We start from the raw sequence: 19,151 nt of genomic DNA, 5'->3' as shown, positions 1-19,151 counted from the left end.
AGGGTGCAAGCTCACGACGGCCGGTTTTGTGGATGAGACGGCTCGAAACGCCTTTCCAGCCTTGGAGCGTGTCGGGGAGGGATTCGCCGTCGCGGAGGGTGAAGAGGACGTGGACGTGATTCGGCATGATGACGTAGCTCCAGAGGTCGTAGCGCTGGCCGTCGAAGTGCTGCAGGCGGTCGGCGACGATTTGGGCGAGGCGTGGATCACGCAAGGCGCAGGAGCCGTGCGCGGCGTCGAGGTGTTCGTCGAGCTTGTCGGAGAACTCGCCGTGGTAGCAGGCTTCGGTGATTTCATCCCAAGGCGGCGGATTCGCGGCGAGGAAGGCGTCGCGGGCTTGATCTCCGAAGCTTCAGCGAAGGACGAGCGAGAAGCCAGTCATCGAGGAGTTCACGCGGCAGCGAATCGGCGAGGCGAAAGGTGACGAAGATCGCCACCTCGCCCTGCTGCCAATGCGGCAGCTTGTGGGCCGTCTTTTCGATGTCCCCTCGCGGATCGAAGAACTTCATGCCTCAGCTAATCGAGGGGAGCGCGGGCACTCTTGCCCGCTTTTTGAAGTGGCGGCGAAGCCGCGAAGAGAAGCGCTACTTGCGGCCGATACCTCGACGTGCAGTCAAGACCGGTTGAGCAATCAACAATTGGGTCCTCACTCCGACCTTGTCCAGTTTGTCATCCCTGAATTGCTCCCACACAGCCTTCGTCTCCGGCTCCATTTTGTCCAAAGGCATGTTGCCAGTCTGCTTACCACTCGTGAATTCACCCCAGATATAGTTGGCCATGGATTCGAGCTTCGAAATGCCATTTCCGAGCCACAAAGGATTCTCGTGCGTGTCAAAAGGTGCTCCTTGAAAATGCAGATGTTCGGAGGCTTGCCCGTGAATTCGCTTCAGTCGGTCAATATCCCAAACAACGATTTGAGGCCCCGCATGCTCAAGATTTAGCAAGATGTCCATGAATTGCATGAGCTTTCGATAGTCGGGAGCGGCCCGATCTATGAGCTTATACATTTTAGTGGCTTCCTTGCTGCACCTTGCATACTCGGCTGCGGGAATTGAGCCTCCCATGGTTACAACGAATATTTCGAACCAAAGCATCTCGACTGACGTTCGCAGCTCGATCGCGGAATATTGCAAACACTGCGGACGACCGCTCCGCTTTGCATAGTCAAGCCATGACAAACACATGTGAACACGCCATGCAGAGTCGAAAACATACTCGCACCCAGCAATCTGATCGGCGGACAGTCCTGTCACCTGAGGAATCATACTTTGAAACGGTCAAATGCTTGAAGGGAGCGCGGGCACTCTTGCCTGCTTTTTGAAGTGGCGGCAAAGCCGCGTAGAGAAGAGGCGGACAGGAGTGTCCGCGCTCCTCTCGATACGCTCGGCCTACTTATGATACTCCTGCAGCGCCCTTACCTGCACTTCACTCCCTTGCAGTGACTTGATCGCTCGCAGGGCCGCATCAGCACCACGGAGCGTTGTCATGATCGGAATGCGGTTCTGCATGGCGGCGGTGCGGATCTTCACCTCATCCTCACGCGGATTTTTGCCGCTGGGGGTGTTGATCACGAGGGCCATGTCCTTGTTCTTCATCAGGTCGATGACGTTGGGGCGCTGGCCGCTGGCGAGTTTGGGGAGGATGTTCACGGGGATGCCGGCCTCAGTGATGACGCTGCCGGTGCCGCTGGTGGCGTAGAGGGTGAAGCCGAGGTCGGCGTAGCCTTTGGCGATGCGGACGACGTTGGGGCGGTCGGTTTCTTTGACGCTGATGAAGACGTTGCCCTTGGTGGGCAGGTTGCCGCCGGCGGCCATCTGGCTCTTGGCGAAGGCCATGCCGAGGTCGTAGTCGATGCCCATGACTTCGCCGGTGCTCTTCATCTCGGGGCCGAGGATGATGTCCACGCCGGTGAACTTGCTGAAGGGGAAGACGGCTTCTTTGACGCTGTGATGCTTCGGAATGACTTCTTCGGTGAAGCCGAGTTCCTTCAAGGTCTTGCCGGCCATGATCTTGGCGGCGAGTTTTGGTAATGGGACGCCGATGGCTTTGCTGACGAAGGGCGCTGTGCGGGAGGCGCGGGGATTGACCTCGATGACATACAAGTCGTCGCCTTTGACGGCGAGCTGCATGTTCATCAAGCCGCGGACGTTGAGGGCTTTGGCGAGCTTTTTGGCGGCGTCGCGGATGCGGTCCTGCATCGCTGGCGTGAGGCTGAAGGGCGGGATGACGCAGGCGCTGTCGCCGGAGTGGATGCCGGCTTCTTCGATGTGCTCCATGATGGCGCCGATGACGGTCGTTTCGCCGTCGCTGATGCAATCGACATCGACCTCGGTGGCGTCTTCGAGGAAACGGTCCACGAGCACGGGGCGGTCGGGCGTGGCCTCGACGGCGTTCTTCATGTAGTGGGTGAGTTCGGCGTCGCTATAGACGATCTGCATGGCGCGGCCGCCGAGCACGAAGCTGGGGCGCACGAGGCTGGGGTAGCCGATCTTCGCGGTGATGGCCAAGGCCTCCTCCAGCGAGGTGGCGGTGCCGCTGGGGGCCTGGTGCAAACCGAGATCGTCGAGCAGCTTGGCGAACATCTTGCGGTCTTCGGCGAGTTCGATGTTCTTCGGCGAGGTGCCGATGATGCGGACGCCGTTTTCTTCGAGGCCTTTGGCGAGGTTCAGCGGCGTCTGGCCGCCGAACTGGACGATGACGCCGAGCACCTGGTCGTTGACGTTTTCGCGCTCGTAGATGTTGAGCACGTCTTCGAGGGTGAGGGGCTCAAAGTAGAGCTTGTCGCTGGTGTCGTAGTCGGTGGAGACGGTCTCGGGGTTGGAGTTCACCATGATGGTCTCGTAGCCGAGCTCGCGCAGGGCGAAGCTGGCATGGACGCAGCAGTAGTCGAACTCGATGCCCTGGCCGATGCGGTTCGGGCCGCCACCGAGGATCATGACTTTTTTGCGGTCGTTGTCGCGCACCTCGTCCTCGATGCCGTAGGTGGAGTAGTAGTAGGGCGTGAAGGCCTCGAACTCGGCCGCGCAGGTGTCCACGAGGCGGTAGGTGGGGACGATGCCGAGGGCTTTGCGTGCGGCACGAATCTGGTGGTCGCCAAAATTTTGCAGCTTTGCCAACTGGCGGTCAGAAAAGCCGAGCTTCTTCCAGCGACGCAGCAATTTGGCAGCATCACCCTCGATCGCCTTCGTTTCGAATGGCCACTCGCCATTGAGACCTTCGATGACATCGTCCATTCGACCTTCGAGTGAATCTTTGACCTTATTTGACTCGACGACAATCTCCTCAATCTGCCTCAAGAACCACCGATCAATCTTGGTGAGCGAAAACACCTTCTCAACGTCCCAGCCCTTCGCGAAGGCTTGGCCGAGGAAGAAAATGCGCTCGGCGTTCGGCACGGTGAGCTTGGTGGTGAGGGTCTCGTCATCGACTTCCTTGTCGGCACCATCGCCGATGAGGCCGAAGCGTTTGATCTCCAGGCTGCGCAGGGCCTTTTGCAGGCTCTCTTTGAAGGTGCGGCCGATGGCCATGGCCTCGCCGACGGATTTCATCTGCGTGGTGAGCGTTTCGTTGGCACCGGGGAATTTCTCGAAGGTGAAACGCGGGATCTTGGTGACGACGTAGTCGATGGTGGGCTCGAACGCGGCGGGTGTGTGGCGCGTGATGTCGTTTTTCAGTTCATCGAGCGTATAACCGACCGCGAGCTTCGCGGCGATCTTCGCGATGGGGAAGCCGGTGGCCTTCGACGCGAGCGCGGAGCTGCGGCTGACGCGAGGATTCATCTCGATGACGATCATGCGGCCCGTGTCGGGATGCACGGCGAACTGGATGTTTGATCCGCCCGTCTCCACGCCGATCTCGCGGATGCAGGCGAAGGAGAAGTCGCGCATGATTTGGTATTCGCGATCCGTGAGCGTCTGGATCGGCGCCACGGTGATGGAGTCGCCGGTGTGCACGCCCATGGGGTCGAGGTTCTCGATGGAGCAGATGATGACGCAGTTGTCCGCGCAGTCGCGGATGACCTCCATTTCGAACTCCTTCCAGCCGAGCAGCGATTCCTCGATGAGCACTTCGGTGACCGGTGAGAGATCGAGTCCGCTGGCCGTGATGGTTTCAAACTCTTCTTTGTTGTAAGCGATGCCGCCGCCGGTGCCGCCAAGCGTGTAGGCCGGGCGGATGATAAGCGGCATGGTGCCGATCTGCTCGGCGATGAGACGTGCTTCCTCAATCGTGTGCGCCACGCCAGACTGCGGCAGGTCGAGGCCGATCTTGAGCATGGCGTTCTTGAACTTGAGCCGGTCCTCACCCTTCTCGATGGCCTCCGCATTTGCGCCGATCATGCGGACGCCGTGCTTCGTCAGCGTGCCGGCATTCCAGAGCGACATGGCGCAATTCAGCGCCGTCTGGCCGCCGAGTGTGGGCAGCAGCGCATCCGGCTTCTCGATCATGATGATCTTTTCCACCATCTCCGGATTGATCGGCTCGATGTAGGTCCGGAACGCGAACTCCGGGTCCGTCATGATCGTGGCCGGATTGGAATTGATGAGCACCACCTGGTAGCCTTCCTCACGCAGGGCCTTGCAGGCCTGGACGCCGGAGTAGTCGAACTCACAGCCCTGGCCGATGACGATGGGGCCGGAGCCGATGACGAGGATGGTCTTAATCGAAGTATCTTTGGGCATGATGGAAGCGTGGAGAAGAAATGACGAAATCCGAATGCGGAATGACGAATGGGGTTGGTTTTGAGGGAAAGCGTATGATTTGGGCGCTTTCGGGAGCCGGGGAGAAGAATCGGGGAGATTCGCCGCAGTTGGCGGGCCGGAAAGCGCGGCATCTTGCACAGTCGGGAGGGTGCGTCAAATGGTGGTGAGATTCGTTTCGCCAGAGAGGGTGACGACCACGGAACACACTGAAGACACGGAAAAATTCCAAGCCCTCAGAATTCCGTGTCTTCAGTGTGTTCCGTGGTTGATCCAAAGGTTGCTTTGAGGCCGATTTGGCGGGAAAAGCCGGAGCCATCATGCCAACCACGCCCCTCGCGCTCGGATTCGCCCATTGGCCGCAGGATCATACCAAAAAGTGCGCTCAAGCGGCCGCGCTCAGTTCGCGGAAACCTTGAGGCCGATGCTTTTGTATCCCTCGACGATTTCCTGCGCGATCTGCGAGTAGCTGCGGTCGTCGAGGAGGAGCTTGAGGTGCTTGAAGGGGCCGGTCTCGGGCTTCATGTCCGGCGGTGGAAAGCTGGTGGGATAGGTGAAGCTGCCGTCCGTGCCGCGTTTGACGCGGGGATCTTTGAAAAAGGTGCGCAGCGCCTCGGTCTCGGCATGCACGGCGTCGAGGAACTTCATGAAGCGCAGGCCCTGCGGCGGTTTTTTCGCGGCGTTCTGGCCGTCGAGGTGGCAAAAGAAATAGACAATGAGCACGGAGCGGAAGTAGAGCTCGCCCATGGTGCGGTTCGAGGAGTCGGCGATGCCGGACCACTGGCCTCGGTTCATGGTCATGTGAGCCTCCAAGTTGCCAATGCTGGTGCTGTAGCCGCGTTTGAGCATCTCCTGGATGTGATCACGCAGGCCGGACTTGTGAGAGTCCGCACGGAAGGTGCCGGCGTTGTAAGGGATCATCTCGGTGTACTCGGCGGTGCCCTCGATGACCCAGACCGGGAGGAAGGGCAGGTAATCATGCATCAACTGGTGCGTGATCTCGTGGATGAGGGTGCCGCCGTCGTAGTCGGCGTCCTTGGCGTAGGTCTTGCCGAGGAGCTTGAGGCCGATGCTGGGGAAGGGCACCTTGAAGATTTTGTCTCCGGTCATGTACACGCCACCGGAGTTTGGCGGGCCGCCGGCTGCGATGTAGTCGTTCCGCGTCTCATAAAGCGCGGCGAGGTAGCGCTCCATGCCTTCCGGCGGACGGCAGACGACGCCCCAGGGCAAGTCGGTGATGAGTTTCCGCGTGGACTCGAAGGTGCGGGCGACTTCCTTCATCACGCTGCCGGCCAGCTTAGCCTGGGAGGTAAACTCGAAAGCTTCGGAGCGATAGACAAACTTGCGCGCCGGGGCGGACTCCTCCACCGGCTGGATTTCGATGGAGCCGGACGGCACGATGACATTCTGCGGCCAGATGCGCTTTTCGACGGGCGTGCGGCCTGGGGCGGGCTCTGGTGACGCGAGCACCGCCGTCGCAGGCTGCGTGGTGGCAGACTGGCTTTTCACAAAGGCCTGGTCCTCGGCGCAGAGGCGTGTGAGGGGAATTTGATGCTCTTTGCCGTCCGCCATGCGCACGGTGACGTTTTCCGGCGTGGCGCTGACGAAAGTGGCCTGGATGATACGCCCCATGGTGTCCTTCCACGGACGCAGGGCGGCCTCCTGCGCAGACGCAACCGCCACGACGGCAAGGAAAGCGATGAAGCTGCGGCGGGAAAAAATCCTCATGATTGCACGGGAATATCATGAAGGCGGAACTTAGGCAAGTCGGCTCTGCAAGCGCGCCCCGACTGCATGTGGCTCGTGTTCTGCTTGGCAAACCGCCGATGACGGCGTCTTTTACGCGTCCGCCCGCCTCATCCAATGGCCCCTGCCCTCCCGCATCCACCACACGCCCTGCTGCATGTGTTCAACCGCTACCTCTTCCGCGGAGGGGAGGAAATGATCGTGGAGCAGATCCACCGCGACCTCGGCACCGTGCATCCGATGACGTGGTGCGGATTTGAGAGCGCGGAATGGACCGGCCCGGACGCGCCCTCGAAGATGCGGCAGGCGGCGCGGCTGTTTTACAACCGCGAGGCACGCGGCCGGTTTGAGACGGCGCTGGATGCGAGCGGCGCGGCGGCGGCGGTGTTTCACAACATTCATCCGGTCGGCTCGGCCGCGCTCTATCATGCGGCGCTGCAACGCGGACTGCCGGTCGTCCAGTTTCTGCACAACTACAGGCCGTTTTCCGTGGGCGGTACGTTGCAAGTGAAGGGCCGTTTGCTGCCGGACGCGCTGTACGGCCATTACTGGCGGGAGATTTGCGCCGGGGCGTGGCAGGACTCGGTGGTGAAAAGCGCCCTGTTCGCCCTGATGCTGAAGCTGCTGCATCAGAGCGGGTGGTTGAAGAGCGTGAAGGCGTGGATCGCGGTGTCGGATTTCATGCGGCAGAAAATCGTGGCGGCCGGGGCGCTACCGGCTTCACGCATCCACACACTGCGGCATGCCTGGCACGCCATGCCGCGCGCGCCTGAGACAGAGGACGCGGGCTATTACTTGTTTCTCGGCCGACTGGCCGAGACGAAGGGCATCACCGCCCTGCTGGACGCGTGGGACGTGCTGCGAGCCAAGCTGGGCGACCGCACGCCGCTGCTGCACATCGCGGGTGAGGGGCCGCTGGAGCAGGCGGTGCAGCTCCGCATGCGCACGAACCCGTACATCGGCTTTCTCGGCCAGACCGGCGGTGAGACGAAGCGCGAGGCGCTGCGGCGCTGCCGGGCGGTGATCGTGCCCTCGACGTGGTGGGAGCCGCTCGGTCTCGTGGTGTATGAGGCGTATGATTATGGCAAGCCGGTGCTCGCCGCCAAATCGGGCGGGCTCACCGAGATCGTGCAGCATGGCGTCACGGGCCTTCAGCATGAACCGGGGGACGTAAGCGCCCTCGTGCACGATGTGCTGGAGATGGAGGCCACGCCCGGCACCGCACGTCTCGTCATGGGCCGGGCCGGAAGACAGTGGCTGTTGCGTGAGGCGGACCCGCAGGCCTGGCTGCGGCGGTTTGAGGAGATTCTTGCGGGAGCGATGCTCAATGCATGATCGTCACCCGCGTGCCGACGCTGGCATGCTGGTAGATCGTCTCCGCCATGTCACGCGGCAGACGGATGCAGCCATGGGAGGCCGGAGATCCCGGTCTGGGGATCGGCCCGGCATGCAAACCCACGCCATTGCCGGTGAGGCGCATCCAGTAAGGCATCCGGGAGCCGATGAAGCTCCCGCCGGGAGGAATGCGAGAGACGCCCGCCGTGGCGTGGCCATTCACGATCTTGCCACTGCTGTCCGCGATGACGCCGTAACGATTGGAGCGCTTGCTGATGATTTTTTCCAGGATGCGGAAGGAACCCGTCGGCGTGGGGAACTCGCTGCGACCGGAGGCCACATAAGTCCAGCCAACGCTTTCGCCGTTTTTGAAAAGATACGCTTTCTGCTCGCTGAGGTCGATGTTCAGACTCAGCGGGCCGGGCTGGCCGCCACCATGCCAGACATAAAGCGGCGATTGTGAGGCGGACGAGGGCATCACCATCAGCGGACGACGCACGATTTCGGAGCGAGAACCCAGCAGTGGAAAATCAGGCAACGAGCACTGGCTCAAAGCAAGAACGCCAGCGATGGAGGTAATGAGACGGACGGCTTTCATGACTGATAGGATTGTAGAAGCACGATCCGCGCCCATGCAAACCCTCCTCTCGAGGCAGACTCAGGAAATTCGTTTCACTGGTTTCGCTGATTCCAGTAAATCTTGACGTTCTTGCTACGACGACCGGCACCGATGACCTCCAGGTCGCGATCCCCGTCCAAATCCGCGCACACGGCGTCTTCACAGGCCATGCCGCCGTCGTCAATGAAGGCGTTTTGCCAGCCATTGCCGTCTTCCTTCGTCGTCCAGAAGAGCTTCACGGCCACCTTGCCGATTTTCTGCTGCGCACGCCAGCCGACGACGATCTGGCGGTTGTTCAGACCGAGCAAATCATGTGTGGCGATGGCGTGGCCGTCCACCAGGTCGCTCGTGAGCACCCGGCGCTGCCAAGTGCCGTTTTTCGGGCCGTCCGGCGGCGGCGTGTAGATCACGAGCTGGTTGCCATGCATCGGCTCGATCGTCGTCACATAGGGCTGGCCGCCTGCAAAGGCTCCGTAACGCACCTCGCCTGCGCCTTGCAGTTCGGTGGAATCCTTCGGATGCTGCGCGATCCACTGCTCCTTCCAGCCGTTGTCGGTTTGATCCAGCCGCACCACGCCTTCGCGCCCACAGAGCAGCAGGCTCTCCGCCTCCGTGCCGGGAGCCGGGATGATGTCGAGATTGTGCGTCTTGTGCATCGTGCCCTGCACCAGCGTGGTGTTCCATTCCTTCCGCGGATCTTCCGGCATGTGGTAGGCCAGCACGCGCACTCCAGCACCCTCGGCATTCTTGTCATTGCCACGGCCATGCAGCGGCACCACGACGAGATCGAAGCGCCCGGCCCGGTTGCGCACCCATTTCATGCGATGCGTCACCGGCTCATGCGCGAGCTTCACCGGCTCCCACTTCTGCGTGCGATCCGCCGGGGGGATCAAATAGAACACCGCACCGCTGCCCGTGGTGTCGCCCGGATTCCATTCCGCGCCCACGGCGATCTCGCACTTGCCGTCGCCGTCGATGTCACGCGCCGCGATGCACACATGGTCTTTCTCGGTCAGCTTTTCGGCGATGACGTGCTTTTTCCACGTCGGATTTTCGTACCAGACGATCACGTTGCTGTCGGCGAGCAGGATGTCCGTCTGCCGGTCACCGTTCACATCCGCCACGGCCAGTCCGTAGCCGATCCCGACTTCGCCGTCGATCTGCTGCTCTTTGAAACTCGGGGTCTGCGCCTGCGAGACGGTGGTGATGGCGAACAGCGCGATGGGAAGGATTTTTTTCATGCGCGGGCAGCCTAGGCGAAACCGATGGCGTGAATCAAGCCCTCAAAACAGCGCCGGGCAGGCTGGAGAATAAAAAATAATCGCCCTGGAATCCTATGCGTTCCGGCGCTGAAATGGGGTGCTGTTTTCAATGCCGTGCAAACTCTGGCACAAGCCCTGCTAAAGTAACAACCATGTCGTCCCTGTTTAACGACTACCAACCAGGTAGCTTTTTTGATGAGATGTTTTCCGCGCCAGACGCCGCCCGGGATCATTATTCCGGAATCATGGGCAGCATTGGCACGCTGACGCCCGCTGAATACGCCGCCCGACAGCGCACCGCCGACATGGTCTTCCTCCGGCAAGGCGTGACCTTCACCGTCTATGGTGATGACCAGGGCACCGAGCGAATCTTTCCGTTCGATCTAATGCCGCGCATCATTCCCCACAAGGAATGGGAGCGGGTTGAGTCCGGCCTGATCCAGCGCATCACTGCGCTGAACCTCTTCCTCAACGACGTCTATCACGGCCAGAAAATCATCAACGACGGCATCGTGCCGCGTGAGCTCGTCGAGTCCGCCTCGCACTTCCGGCCGGAATTCAGGGGCGTGAAAGTCCCGCACGGCATCTACATCCACATCTGCGGCACGGACCTCGTGCGCGATGGCAAGGGCGAGTACTTCGTGCTCGAAGACAACGGCCGCTGCCCTTCCGGCGCCTCCTACATGCTGGAGAACCGGAACGCGATGAAGCGCACCTTCCCCGGCCTGCTGCAATCACTCCCCGTGCGTCCCGTGGATGCCTACGGCTCGATGCTGCGCGAGACTTTGGCGCATCTCGCCCCGCCGAGCGTCATCGACCCAAACATCGTGGTGCTCACGCCCGGGGTGTTCAACAGCGCCTACTTCGAGCACTGCTACCTCGCCAAACAAATGGGCGTGCCCATCGTCGAGGGCCGCGATTTGATCCTGAAGAACGACCGCATCTTCATGCGCACCACCAAGGGGCTCCAGCAGGTGCATGTGATCTACCGCCGTATCGACGACGACTTCCTCGATCCGCTGGTCTTCCGCAAAGACTCGCTGCTCGGCGTTCCAGGCTTGGTGAATGCCTACCAGAACGGCCATGTGGCGCTGGCGAACTCAATCGGCACCGGTGTGGCGGATGACAAGGCGGTGTACGCCCTCGTGCCGAAGATGATCAAGTACTACCTCGACCAGGACCCCATCCTGCCGAACGTGCCCACCTACCTCGGCGTCGATCCCAAGGAGTGCGAGTACATCCTCGCCAACCTGCCGAACCTCGTCGTGAAAGCCGTGAACGAGTCTGGTGGCTACGGCATGCTGATGGGCCCGCATTCCACCAAGGAGGAGCAGGAGAAGTTTGCCGAGCGCATCCGCGCCAATCCGCGCAACTACATCGCCCAGCCGGTTCTCAATCTCTCGCGGCATCCGGTGTTCCAGGGAGATCACTTTGAAGGACGTCACATCGACTTGCGGCCCTATGTGCTCTACGGCGACCGCATTCACGTCGTCCCCGGCGGCCTCACACGCGTGGCGCTGAAAAAAGGCTCGCTCGTCGTCAATTCCAGCCAGGGCGGCGGCAGCAAGGACACCTGGGTGCTTTGGGACGATGAATGATCAAAGCCCCATGAATCCCTCCCTCCCTTTCACGCCCTTCTCACTTTCAAAGTCATGCTAAGCCGAGTCGCCGACAGCATTTATTGGATGGCACGCTACATGGAGCGTGCCGAAAACCTCTCACGCCTGCTCCTTTCCACGCAAGACCTGCTGCTGGATGCCGGTGAGGAAGCCTCTGATGAATCACAGTTCTGGGGCCCCATTTTGATGACCACCGGGGATGAGGAACGCTACGACAAGATCCATGCCACCATCGAGGGTGAACTGGTGGCCGATTTCCTCGCCCTCCGCGCCGACAACCCCAACTCCATCCTCAACTGCGTCCGCGCCGCGCGTGAAAATGCCCGCACCGTGCGTGACCAGATCTCCGACGAGCTGTGGGAGTGCATCAACGGCCTGCGACTCTTCCTCGAATCGCCCGAAGCGACGGCTCTGCATCAAAATCAACGCGCCTCGTTTTATGAGAAGGTGCTCGTCGCCTCGTATCAGTTCCAGGGCATCGCCTCCTCCACCACGCCGCGTGACGAGAGCTGGCATTTCCTGCGTCTGGGGCTCTGCCTCGAACGTGCGGACAAAACCACGCGCCTGATCGACACCTGCTCCGCCATCTCGCTCGACATGCCGCCGAACCCGCTGGCACGTCCGCTGCGCTGGGCCGCACTGCTGCGCTCCAGCTCCGCCTGGCATGCTTTCCAGGCCTACAGCAGCAACAAACTCAACCCCGTTGACATCCTCGAGTACCTTCTGCTCAACGACGCCTTTCCGCGATCCTTTGCCTGGTGCATTGAGGAAATGCACACCGCGCTCATCGCCCTCTGTGGCAATGGTCGTCTCGAAGACATGAAGGCGCCCGTCCGTCTGCTGGGCCGCCTGCGTGCCGACATCGCTTACATCACGATGGAAGAGGTGCTCAAAGAAGGCCTGCACGAGTTCATCGACCGCCTGCAAACCAAGCTCAATGACATCGGTGCCTCCATTTTGCAGACCTTCGTTCTCTACGGAGACAGCGCCCCGGTGGTCGGCGACTCGTCCCACCTGGCCGTTCTCTCCCCCGGAGCCTGGCACAGCGCGGTGGACGACAACATGCAGATTCAGCAGCAACAGCAGCAGTGATCCTTCCGGCCACCGCCGCCCGCCATGCGTTTCCGAGTCTTCCACCGTACGCGATACGTTTACCGTGCGCCCGTGCGTGACAGTTACAACGAGCTGCGCCTGCGCCCGGCGACGGATGACAAGTCGCGCCTGGAGTTTTTTCTGCTGAAAACAGATCCTCCTGCCCGGCTTCAGCACTTCCGGGACAACTGGTTCAACTATGTGCATTTCTTCGAGTTGCCAGAGCCGCACACCAGCCTCACCATCGAGTCACAATCGACGATCAACACCACCAGCCCCTACCAGGACGGCAAACCGCTCGGAGTGAACTTTGCGGCGCTCAAAACGGAGCAGGATGACGTGGTGCGGATCTTTCTCAACGGGAGCAAGTATGTGGAAGTCAGCCCCGAGGTCTGGCGTCTCGGCATCGACATTCGCGACGGGCGGGATGACGTCTTCGAAGTCGCAGAGTCCGTCATGCGCCACATTTTCCGTGAGTGGACCTACGCGCCGAACACCACCAACGCCTCCACCCACATGAACGAGGTCATGGAAACCCGACGCGGCGTGTGCCAGGACTTCGCCCACGTCATGATCGGCGTCTGCCGCTCGCTGGGCATCCCGACGCGCTATGTGAGCGGTTATCTTTACAACGGTCCGGAGTCCCACCTGCGCGGTGCCCAGGCCTCCCACGCCTGGTGTGAGGTTCACATTCCAGGCAAGGGCTGGTTCGGTCTCGACCCCACCAACGACGTCCTCGCCGACGAACGGCACATCAAGATCGCCACCGGTCGTGATTACCACGATGCCGCCCCCATCACCGGCTATTTTGACGGCCCGCCGGGAGCCACCTCCGCGCTCCAGGTGGCCCTCGAAGTCCGGCGCATGGACGGGTGAGCCTTTCGCCAGAATCTCCCGTTGTCTTCCCCGCCCCTCCCGCTACACTTTGAGTCAGCGGGCCGCGCACAGGGGTTGGAGACTTGAAAACCGATCCTGAGCCAGGCTCAAAGGATCAAAAATTGAGTTTTTTATGGGGACGTTTTCTCTTCCGGTGGTGCAAATAGGGTCGGTGTCGATGGATGGCACGGAGCCGGTGTTGATTCTCGGTCCGTGTGTGATCGAGAGTGAAGACTTCATCTGGAGCGTGGCCGAAAAACTCGGCGCGATGGCGCAGCAGCATGGCTGGCGCTGGATTTTTAAGGCGTCCTATGACAAGGCCAACCGCAGCGCGATTTCCTCGTATCGGGGGCTTGGTTGCGAGGCAGGCTGCAAATTGCTCGCGCAGATCGGCGCGAAGCTCGGCGTGCCGGTGACAACGGACATCCACACCGCCGAGGAGGCCAAACAGGCCGCCGAGCACATCGACCTGCTGCAAATCCCCGCTTTTCTCTGCCGCCAGACCGATTTGATCGTCGCAGCCGGTGAGACGGGACGTACGGTCAATGTGAAGAAAGGCCAGTTTCTCGCCCCCTGGGATGTGAAAAACATTGCGGACAAGCTCGTCAGCGTCGGCTGCCAGAATTTCATGTTCACCGAGCGCGGCACGACCTTCGGCTACAACAACCTCGTGGCCGACATGCGCTCGCTCTACTGGATGCGCGAGCTGGGCTACCGAGTGGTGATGGATGCCACGCACAGCGTGCAGCGTCCCGGCGGCCTCGGCACCGCGACGGGTGGCGATGGCAAACTGGCCCCCGTGCTGGCCCGCGCCGCCGTGGCGACCGGCTGCGACGGCGTGTTCATGGAAACGCACCCCGATCCGGCCAAGGCATTTTCAGACGGGCCCAATCAAATACCGCTCGCCGAGATCGCGGGCGTGGTGGAAACCTTGAGAAAGATTCATGGCATCGTTCGTGACATTGCTTGAGCCGGCGCGACGACGCGCCCTGGCGTTTTCCACCGTGCTCGGCGTGGTGGCGGGGCTCGTTATGTTCGCCACCGGACAGCAGCCCGCGCCGGCAGACTCCGGCGTCAGCGCCTTCATGAAAATGGTGCCGCTGGGGGCTGAGAGCAAAGGTGCGGTGATTCCCTCGTTCGATGCGGGCGGCAGGCGCACCTCGCTCATCACGGCGGATGTCATCCGCCGTCTCGACGATGAGCGTTTGTACGCCGAGGGTCTGGTCGTGCAGATGTTCAACGCCAATCCGGCCAACAACCTCCGCATGGACCTCAAAACAGCCTTTTACCACATGACCGGCGGCGTGCTGCGCAGCCGTGAACGCAGCCGTGTGAGCCGCGCGGATTTTCAGATCGAGGGGGACAACCTTGTCTTCGACACCGCCAAAAACCAGGGCCGCATGACCGGAGACATCCGCATGGTCATCTTTGACAGCCGCGCTCTCAGCGGCGAGGTAAGCCCCACCCCGGAATCCCAACCTGCCAAGTGACATGAAAACGCCGCTCATTCTCAGCCTCGCCCTGCTCGCGACCGGCACAGCCCTCCTGGCGCAAGGCCCCGGCAGCCAGCGGCCTCTGCTCGATTTCCGCAAGAAGAAGGTGGATGAGAGCACGAAGACCAAGGCCGTCGATGCAGCCAAGACCATCATTCAGGCCATCCCGGACGAGGTGAAGGACAAGACCAAGGAGATGCTTACCGCGCCTGAGACGGCGGAGATGCGTGCCAAGGCGCTTCAAGCCGCCCAGGCAGTCATCCAAGGCAACTCAGCGGCTCCCACGCAGGCGGCGCTAGCCACTCCCGCCATGCGTGTGGTCGAAGCCCCCCCGCCACCCGCCGGACCCAAGCCCCAGCCGCTTCAGCCCCTCAACCTGGACGAAGCTCCGCAGACCACCAAAGGACAGATCGTCATCACCGCGCGCAAAAGCGCCTTCTTCGACGCCAACCGCGGCTATGGCATGTATGTGGGCGATGTGAGAGCACGCCACCCGCAGATGTACATCGAGTGCGAGGAGCTGGAGCTTTACATGGCCAAGCAGGAAGGCGGCGCTCTTGGCGAATCCAAACCCAAACCCGCTCCGACCGCGCCCGCCGCCAAGGATTCGGACATCCTCGCCCCCGCGGCCAAAAAATCCGGCAACGAAGGCAGTTCCATCGACAAAGCGGACGCCCGCGGCCCGATGGTTCTCATCGAAAAGATGACGCCCGAAGGCGAGTTGCAGGTCGGCCATTGCAAGCACCTCATCTATGACGGCAAAACCGGCAACAGCACGCTGCTGGAATGGCCGCAGGTGCAGGCCGGCAACAAGCTCCACAAGGCCACCGAGCCCGGCTGTGTCATGGTCATTGACCAAAAAGGCCTGCTCACCACCACCGGCGGTCATCAGACCATCATCCTTCAAGGTGAGGACGCCACACCCAAGAGCCGCGGCGGCATGCCCCCCGCACAGCAGTAATCATGGCCGCCCGCAAAAAAAAATCGACCAAGTCATCCAACCAGGAGAGTTCGTTCTGCTGGGATGATTCCGTGCCCGCGTCTTCCTCCCCTGCTTCGAGGCAGGATGATGTGAACACGCCTGATGGCGTCACCCTCCTGCACACCGAGGGGCTCAAAAAAATCTACGACGGCCGCGCGGTCGTCAACGGGGTCGATATTGAGGTCAAGACCGGCGAGATCGTCGGACTCCTCGGTCCGAACGGCGCCGGCAAGACGACGACCTTCTACATGATCGTCGGCCTGGTGCAGCCCAACGGCGGCAAGGTCATGTTTGATGGCAAGGAAGTCACCCAGCAGCCGATGTTCATGCGCGCGAGGCTGGGCATGGGCTACCTGCCCCAGGAGGAGTCCATCTTTCGCCGTCTCACCGTGCGGGAGAACATCATGGCCGTCATGGAGACCCAGCCTTACTCCAAAAAGGAGCGTGCCGAGCAGACTCAGTCGCTGATGGAAAAATTCGGCATCGACCATGTTTCTGAAAACCTCGCCATCACCCTCAGCGGTGGCGAAAAACGCCGTCTCACCATCGCCCGCTCGCTCGTCACCTCGCCGAAGCTGCTCATGCTCGACGAGCCCTTCAGCGGCGTCGATCCCATCGCCGTGAGCGAGATTCAGGACATCATCCGCATGCTCCGCCGTGCCGGCCTGGCCATTCTCATCACCGACCACAACGTCCGTGAGACCCTCAACATCGTGGACCGAGCCTACCTGATCTTTGAAGGCCAGGTGCGCCGCCACGGTAGCAAAGATTTCCTCGTCAACGATGAGGAAGCCCGCCGCCTCTACCTGGGCGAGGGCTTCACCATGTGATTCTCAAACCAACCCCGTAAAAAAGGACAACCACCATGCAAAAACACAACGTCAACCTTCCCATCATCGTCACCGCACGTCACATGGACGTCACCGAGGCGATCCGCGAATACGCGCACAAAAAAATCGAGGGCCTGCATCTGGACTACCCGCGAATCATTGAGGCCAAGGTGATCCTCGACGTGCAGAACCACCACCGGCACATCGCCGAAATCGTGCTTTTTTGCGCCGACCACATCGTCATTGAGGTGAAGTCCATCACCGAGGACATCTACGCCTCCATCGACGAGAGCACCGCCAAGATCGCCCGCCGCATGCGCAAGTACAAGACGCGCCTGCTCAAGAGCCACCGCCCGCGCAAGGACGGCTCCATCCGCCATCTCGAGGAGCACGTCTTCCACCAGGAAGTCCTGCACACCGAGGAAGAGCACATCGAACCTTCCTACGTTCACAAGGAGTCCTACAAGCTGCGTCCGCTGTTTGCCGACGAGGCCATGATGGACCTGGAGATCAGTGACAAGCCCTTTGTCCTCTTCCACAATCAGCAGACCCACCGTCTCGCCATCCTCTTCCGCCGCAAGGACGGCGACTACGGTCTCATCGAGCCTGAGTTCAGCACCAACGGAGCGGCCAAGTAGTTCCCACTCCGGCGAGCCAATGAATCACGAAGCGGCCTGGTTTCAGGCCGCTTTTTCTTTGGAGTGGCTGGCCAGGTAGGCCCGGCAGTTCTCCTCGCCCATGTATTTCGCCAGCAGGCGGGCGTCTGTCTCCGTGAAGTCCACCATGATCAGCCCATCGACCACGGAAGAGAAATCCTTGTCCACATTGAAGCTCAGCAGTGTCGCGTTCAGTTTAAGGTAATGCTTCAGCAGCGTCGGGATGCCCTTGCCGTCCGTCTCCAGGCTGGAGATCAGCGCCGAGCAGTCGTCCACGTTCTGCAAATCCGCGCTGATGAACTCACGCATCATGCGGCGGGTGCGCAGATAGCGGAAGGGATTGCGCGGCTTCACAAAGCTGGCCAGATGCGGGTGCATGCGATTGTCCTGCAAAAACTCCACGATCATCTTTCGTGACAGGCTGCTGTAGTCCTTGCTGATGCTCACCGGGCCAAACAGCTTCTTGTAGCGCGGGTTGCGCGCGATCCAGTGCGCGATCCCCTTCCACAGTAGAGGCAGCGAGGCCAGATGCCGCTGATAGGCCTTGATGATGAAGCTCCGCCCCATTTCCACCGCATGCTCCAGATTGGCGAGGAACGGCTTCTCGAATTTAAACAGCGTGTTCGTGTACAAGCCCTTCGGCCCGTACTCACGCAAAATCACATCCGCACGGCCCAGCCTGTAGGCGCCGGCAACCTGCTCGTTCACCTCATCCCACAGGATCAGGTGCTCGTAATAGCGGTCGTATTTATCGAGGTCGATGTCATTGCCCGTGCCCTCGCCGACCTCGCGAAACGTGATCTCACGCAAGCGCCCGATCTCCGGCAGCAACGTGGGAATTTCATGCGAATGGGCCTGATAGACAGACAAATTTCCCTGGCCGACAAGCCGTCCGCCACGAGCGCGAATGCGGTCGATCTCCTCCACCATCCGCTCGTTCAAACTTTCAGAGGGAGGCGTGCTGGTGATGTTTTCTCCCGCGACGGTCAGCTTGACCGCTTTCTCCTTGCCGCGTTGATGCAGCACAAAGGTGTGAATGCGCAGGTAGCGCGTGAGGGATTCATCATCCTCAAATTTTTTCAGCCGTGAAAACGGGATGGGATGCCCCACTCGCATCGGCACCGGCGTGTTCGCCCGGTTGCAAAACTCTCGCAGCAGCAGGCTGGTGCGCAGGCGCGGGTGGATCAGCCCGGCGGCATGAAACAGGGCGCTGTTTGAGCCGGGGAAGTAAACTGGCAGCACCGTCGCCTGCGTGCGCCGCACCAGCGAGCCGACGTGATTGCTCCAGGCCGGCTCATCAACGCCGCGCCCCGGCTTATACGAGGCCACTTCACCTGCGGGAAAAATCACCAGCGTTCCGCCGCCGCGCAGCAGACGGAGCGCCTCCTTCATCGGAGCCATGTTGCGTTTCGCCGCCCCGTCACCCCCAAAGGGATCGACTGGGATCACATGGTCCTTCAACTCCTTCATCGCCAGCATCAGCGAGTTCGTCATCACCTTCAAATCCGGCCGGAACTGCGCCGCCCAGCGCGCGAGCATGATGGGATCAATGATGCCAAACGGATGGTTCGCTACGATGATCAGCGGTCCTTGCTTCGGAAACTCAAACTCCGCAGGAAGGTCCACATCCTCTTGCAGCTTGAACGCGTGCGCCACCGAATCAAACCACGCGAACACCTTCGGATGCTGCGGATGAGAGCGGAACAGCCGCGCTGACTCTTGATACACCTCATCGAAGCCACGCAGGCCCAGCGCGTTTTCCACGGCAGGTCCGAGCAGACGGTAAATCCGGCGCTGAAAAGGGGTTTTGAGGTGCTCGCTGAGATCGAAGACCATGAAAGCGGTCAGAGGGTTGGGGGAATGACCTTCGCCATCCATCCTCTCGAATACGCTTCGATCAAGCAGCTTCCGCGTTTCGATTTCGCCATTCTTAAAAATGAAAAA

At 60.9% G+C, this 19,151-nt stretch carries 16 protein-coding genes and 1 pseudogene; 9 read left to right on the top strand and 8 right to left on the bottom strand.

Going from position 1 to position 19,151, the window contains the following annotated elements; translation table 11 throughout:
- Positions 1 to 31 precede the first annotated feature (31 nt).
- From ACILSI_RS12550 to ACILSI_RS12530, 5 genes and pseudogenes are all read right to left on the bottom strand, one after another.
- Positions 32 to 214, bottom strand: a pseudogene (locus ACILSI_RS12550) (transposase); the annotation flags it as partial.
- A gap of 79 nt (positions 215 to 293) precedes the next feature.
- Positions 294 to 509, bottom strand: a complete 216-nt coding sequence (locus tag ACILSI_RS12545; protein ID WP_395722223.1) for a hypothetical protein — start codon at positions 507 to 509, stop codon at positions 294 to 296.
- A 75-nt stretch (positions 510 to 584) separates the two neighbouring features.
- Positions 585 to 1,265, bottom strand: a complete 681-nt coding sequence (locus ACILSI_RS12540) for a hypothetical protein (protein ID WP_395722222.1) — start codon at positions 1,263 to 1,265, stop codon at positions 585 to 587.
- 123 nt (positions 1,266 to 1,388) lie between these two features.
- Positions 1,389 to 4,679, bottom strand: coding sequence for a carbamoyl-phosphate synthase large subunit (carB, locus tag ACILSI_RS12535; protein WP_395722221.1), 3,291 nt, complete (start codon positions 4,677 to 4,679; stop codon positions 1,389 to 1,391).
- A gap of 417 nt (positions 4,680 to 5,096) precedes the next feature.
- On the bottom strand, positions 5,097 to 6,425 hold the full coding sequence (locus ACILSI_RS12530) for a hypothetical protein (RefSeq protein ID WP_395722220.1): 1,329 nt from the start codon (positions 6,423 to 6,425) through the stop codon (positions 5,097 to 5,099).
- A 135-nt stretch (positions 6,426 to 6,560) separates the two neighbouring features.
- Between ACILSI_RS12530 and ACILSI_RS12525 the strand changes: the two genes are divergently transcribed.
- Positions 6,561 to 7,778, top strand: a complete 1,218-nt coding sequence (locus ACILSI_RS12525; RefSeq protein WP_395722219.1) for a glycosyltransferase family 4 protein — start codon at positions 6,561 to 6,563, stop codon at positions 7,776 to 7,778.
- Here ACILSI_RS12525 and ACILSI_RS12520 read toward each other — a convergent pair.
- Positions 7,768 to 8,376: a L,D-transpeptidase gene (locus tag ACILSI_RS12520; protein ID WP_395722218.1), complete on the bottom strand. Its 609-nt coding sequence runs from the start codon at positions 8,374 to 8,376 to the stop codon at positions 7,768 to 7,770. The genes ACILSI_RS12525 and ACILSI_RS12520 overlap by 11 nt on opposite strands.
- 74 nt (positions 8,377 to 8,450) lie before the next feature.
- A complete protein-coding gene (locus ACILSI_RS12515; protein WP_395722217.1) occupies positions 8,451 to 9,638 on the bottom strand; it encodes an FG-GAP repeat domain-containing protein in 1,188 nt (395 codons plus the stop codon).
- 173 nt (positions 9,639 to 9,811) lie between these two features.
- On the opposite strand from ACILSI_RS12515, the gene ACILSI_RS12510 reads away from it, so the two are divergent.
- The 8 genes from ACILSI_RS12510 (at position 9,812) to hpf (ending at position 17,189) form a co-directional block, all read left to right on the top strand.
- Positions 9,812 to 11,257 carry a circularly permuted type 2 ATP-grasp protein gene (locus tag ACILSI_RS12510; RefSeq protein WP_395722216.1) on the top strand — a complete coding sequence of 482 codons (1,446 nt, stop codon included), beginning with the start codon at positions 9,812 to 9,814 and terminating at the stop codon, positions 11,255 to 11,257.
- A 54-nt stretch (positions 11,258 to 11,311) separates the two neighbouring features.
- Complete coding sequence (locus tag ACILSI_RS12505) at positions 11,312 to 12,370, top strand: alpha-E domain-containing protein (RefSeq protein ID WP_395722215.1); 1,059 nt, start codon at positions 11,312 to 11,314, stop codon at positions 12,368 to 12,370.
- 24 nt (positions 12,371 to 12,394) lie between these two features.
- A complete protein-coding gene (locus ACILSI_RS12500) occupies positions 12,395 to 13,246 on the top strand; it encodes a transglutaminase domain-containing protein (RefSeq protein WP_395722214.1) in 852 nt (283 codons plus the stop codon).
- A 133-nt stretch (positions 13,247 to 13,379) separates the two neighbouring features.
- A complete protein-coding gene (gene kdsA, locus ACILSI_RS12495; RefSeq protein WP_395722213.1) occupies positions 13,380 to 14,216 on the top strand; it encodes a 3-deoxy-8-phosphooctulonate synthase in 837 nt (278 codons plus the stop codon).
- A complete protein-coding gene (locus ACILSI_RS12490; RefSeq protein WP_395722212.1) occupies positions 14,191 to 14,736 on the top strand; it encodes a hypothetical protein in 546 nt (181 codons plus the stop codon). Before kdsA ends, ACILSI_RS12490 begins: the two co-directional genes overlap by 26 nt.
- A gap of 1 nt (position 14,737) precedes the next feature.
- A complete protein-coding gene (locus ACILSI_RS12485; RefSeq protein WP_395722211.1) occupies positions 14,738 to 15,700 on the top strand; it encodes a hypothetical protein in 963 nt (320 codons plus the stop codon).
- A gap of 2 nt (positions 15,701 to 15,702) precedes the next feature.
- Positions 15,703 to 16,551 carry an LPS export ABC transporter ATP-binding protein gene (gene lptB, locus ACILSI_RS12480; protein ID WP_395722210.1) on the top strand — a complete coding sequence of 283 codons (849 nt, stop codon included), beginning with the start codon at positions 15,703 to 15,705 and terminating at the stop codon, positions 16,549 to 16,551.
- A gap of 35 nt (positions 16,552 to 16,586) precedes the next feature.
- On the top strand, positions 16,587 to 17,189 hold the full coding sequence (gene hpf, locus ACILSI_RS12475) for a ribosome hibernation-promoting factor, HPF/YfiA family (protein WP_395722209.1): 603 nt from the start codon (positions 16,587 to 16,589) through the stop codon (positions 17,187 to 17,189).
- A gap of 42 nt (positions 17,190 to 17,231) precedes the next feature.
- Here the strand turns inward: hpf and ACILSI_RS12470 are convergent, their stop codons facing one another.
- Positions 17,232 to 19,043 carry a lysophospholipid acyltransferase family protein gene (locus tag ACILSI_RS12470; protein WP_395722208.1) on the bottom strand — a complete coding sequence of 604 codons (1,812 nt, stop codon included), beginning with the start codon at positions 19,041 to 19,043 and terminating at the stop codon, positions 17,232 to 17,234.
- Positions 19,044 to 19,151: the final 108 nt, after the last annotated feature.

The organism is Prosthecobacter sp., assembly GCF_044232965.1.
Taxonomy (GTDB): domain Bacteria; phylum Verrucomicrobiota; class Verrucomicrobiia; order Verrucomicrobiales; family Verrucomicrobiaceae; genus Prosthecobacter.
This window is presented reverse-complemented; position numbering and strand designations above follow the sequence as displayed.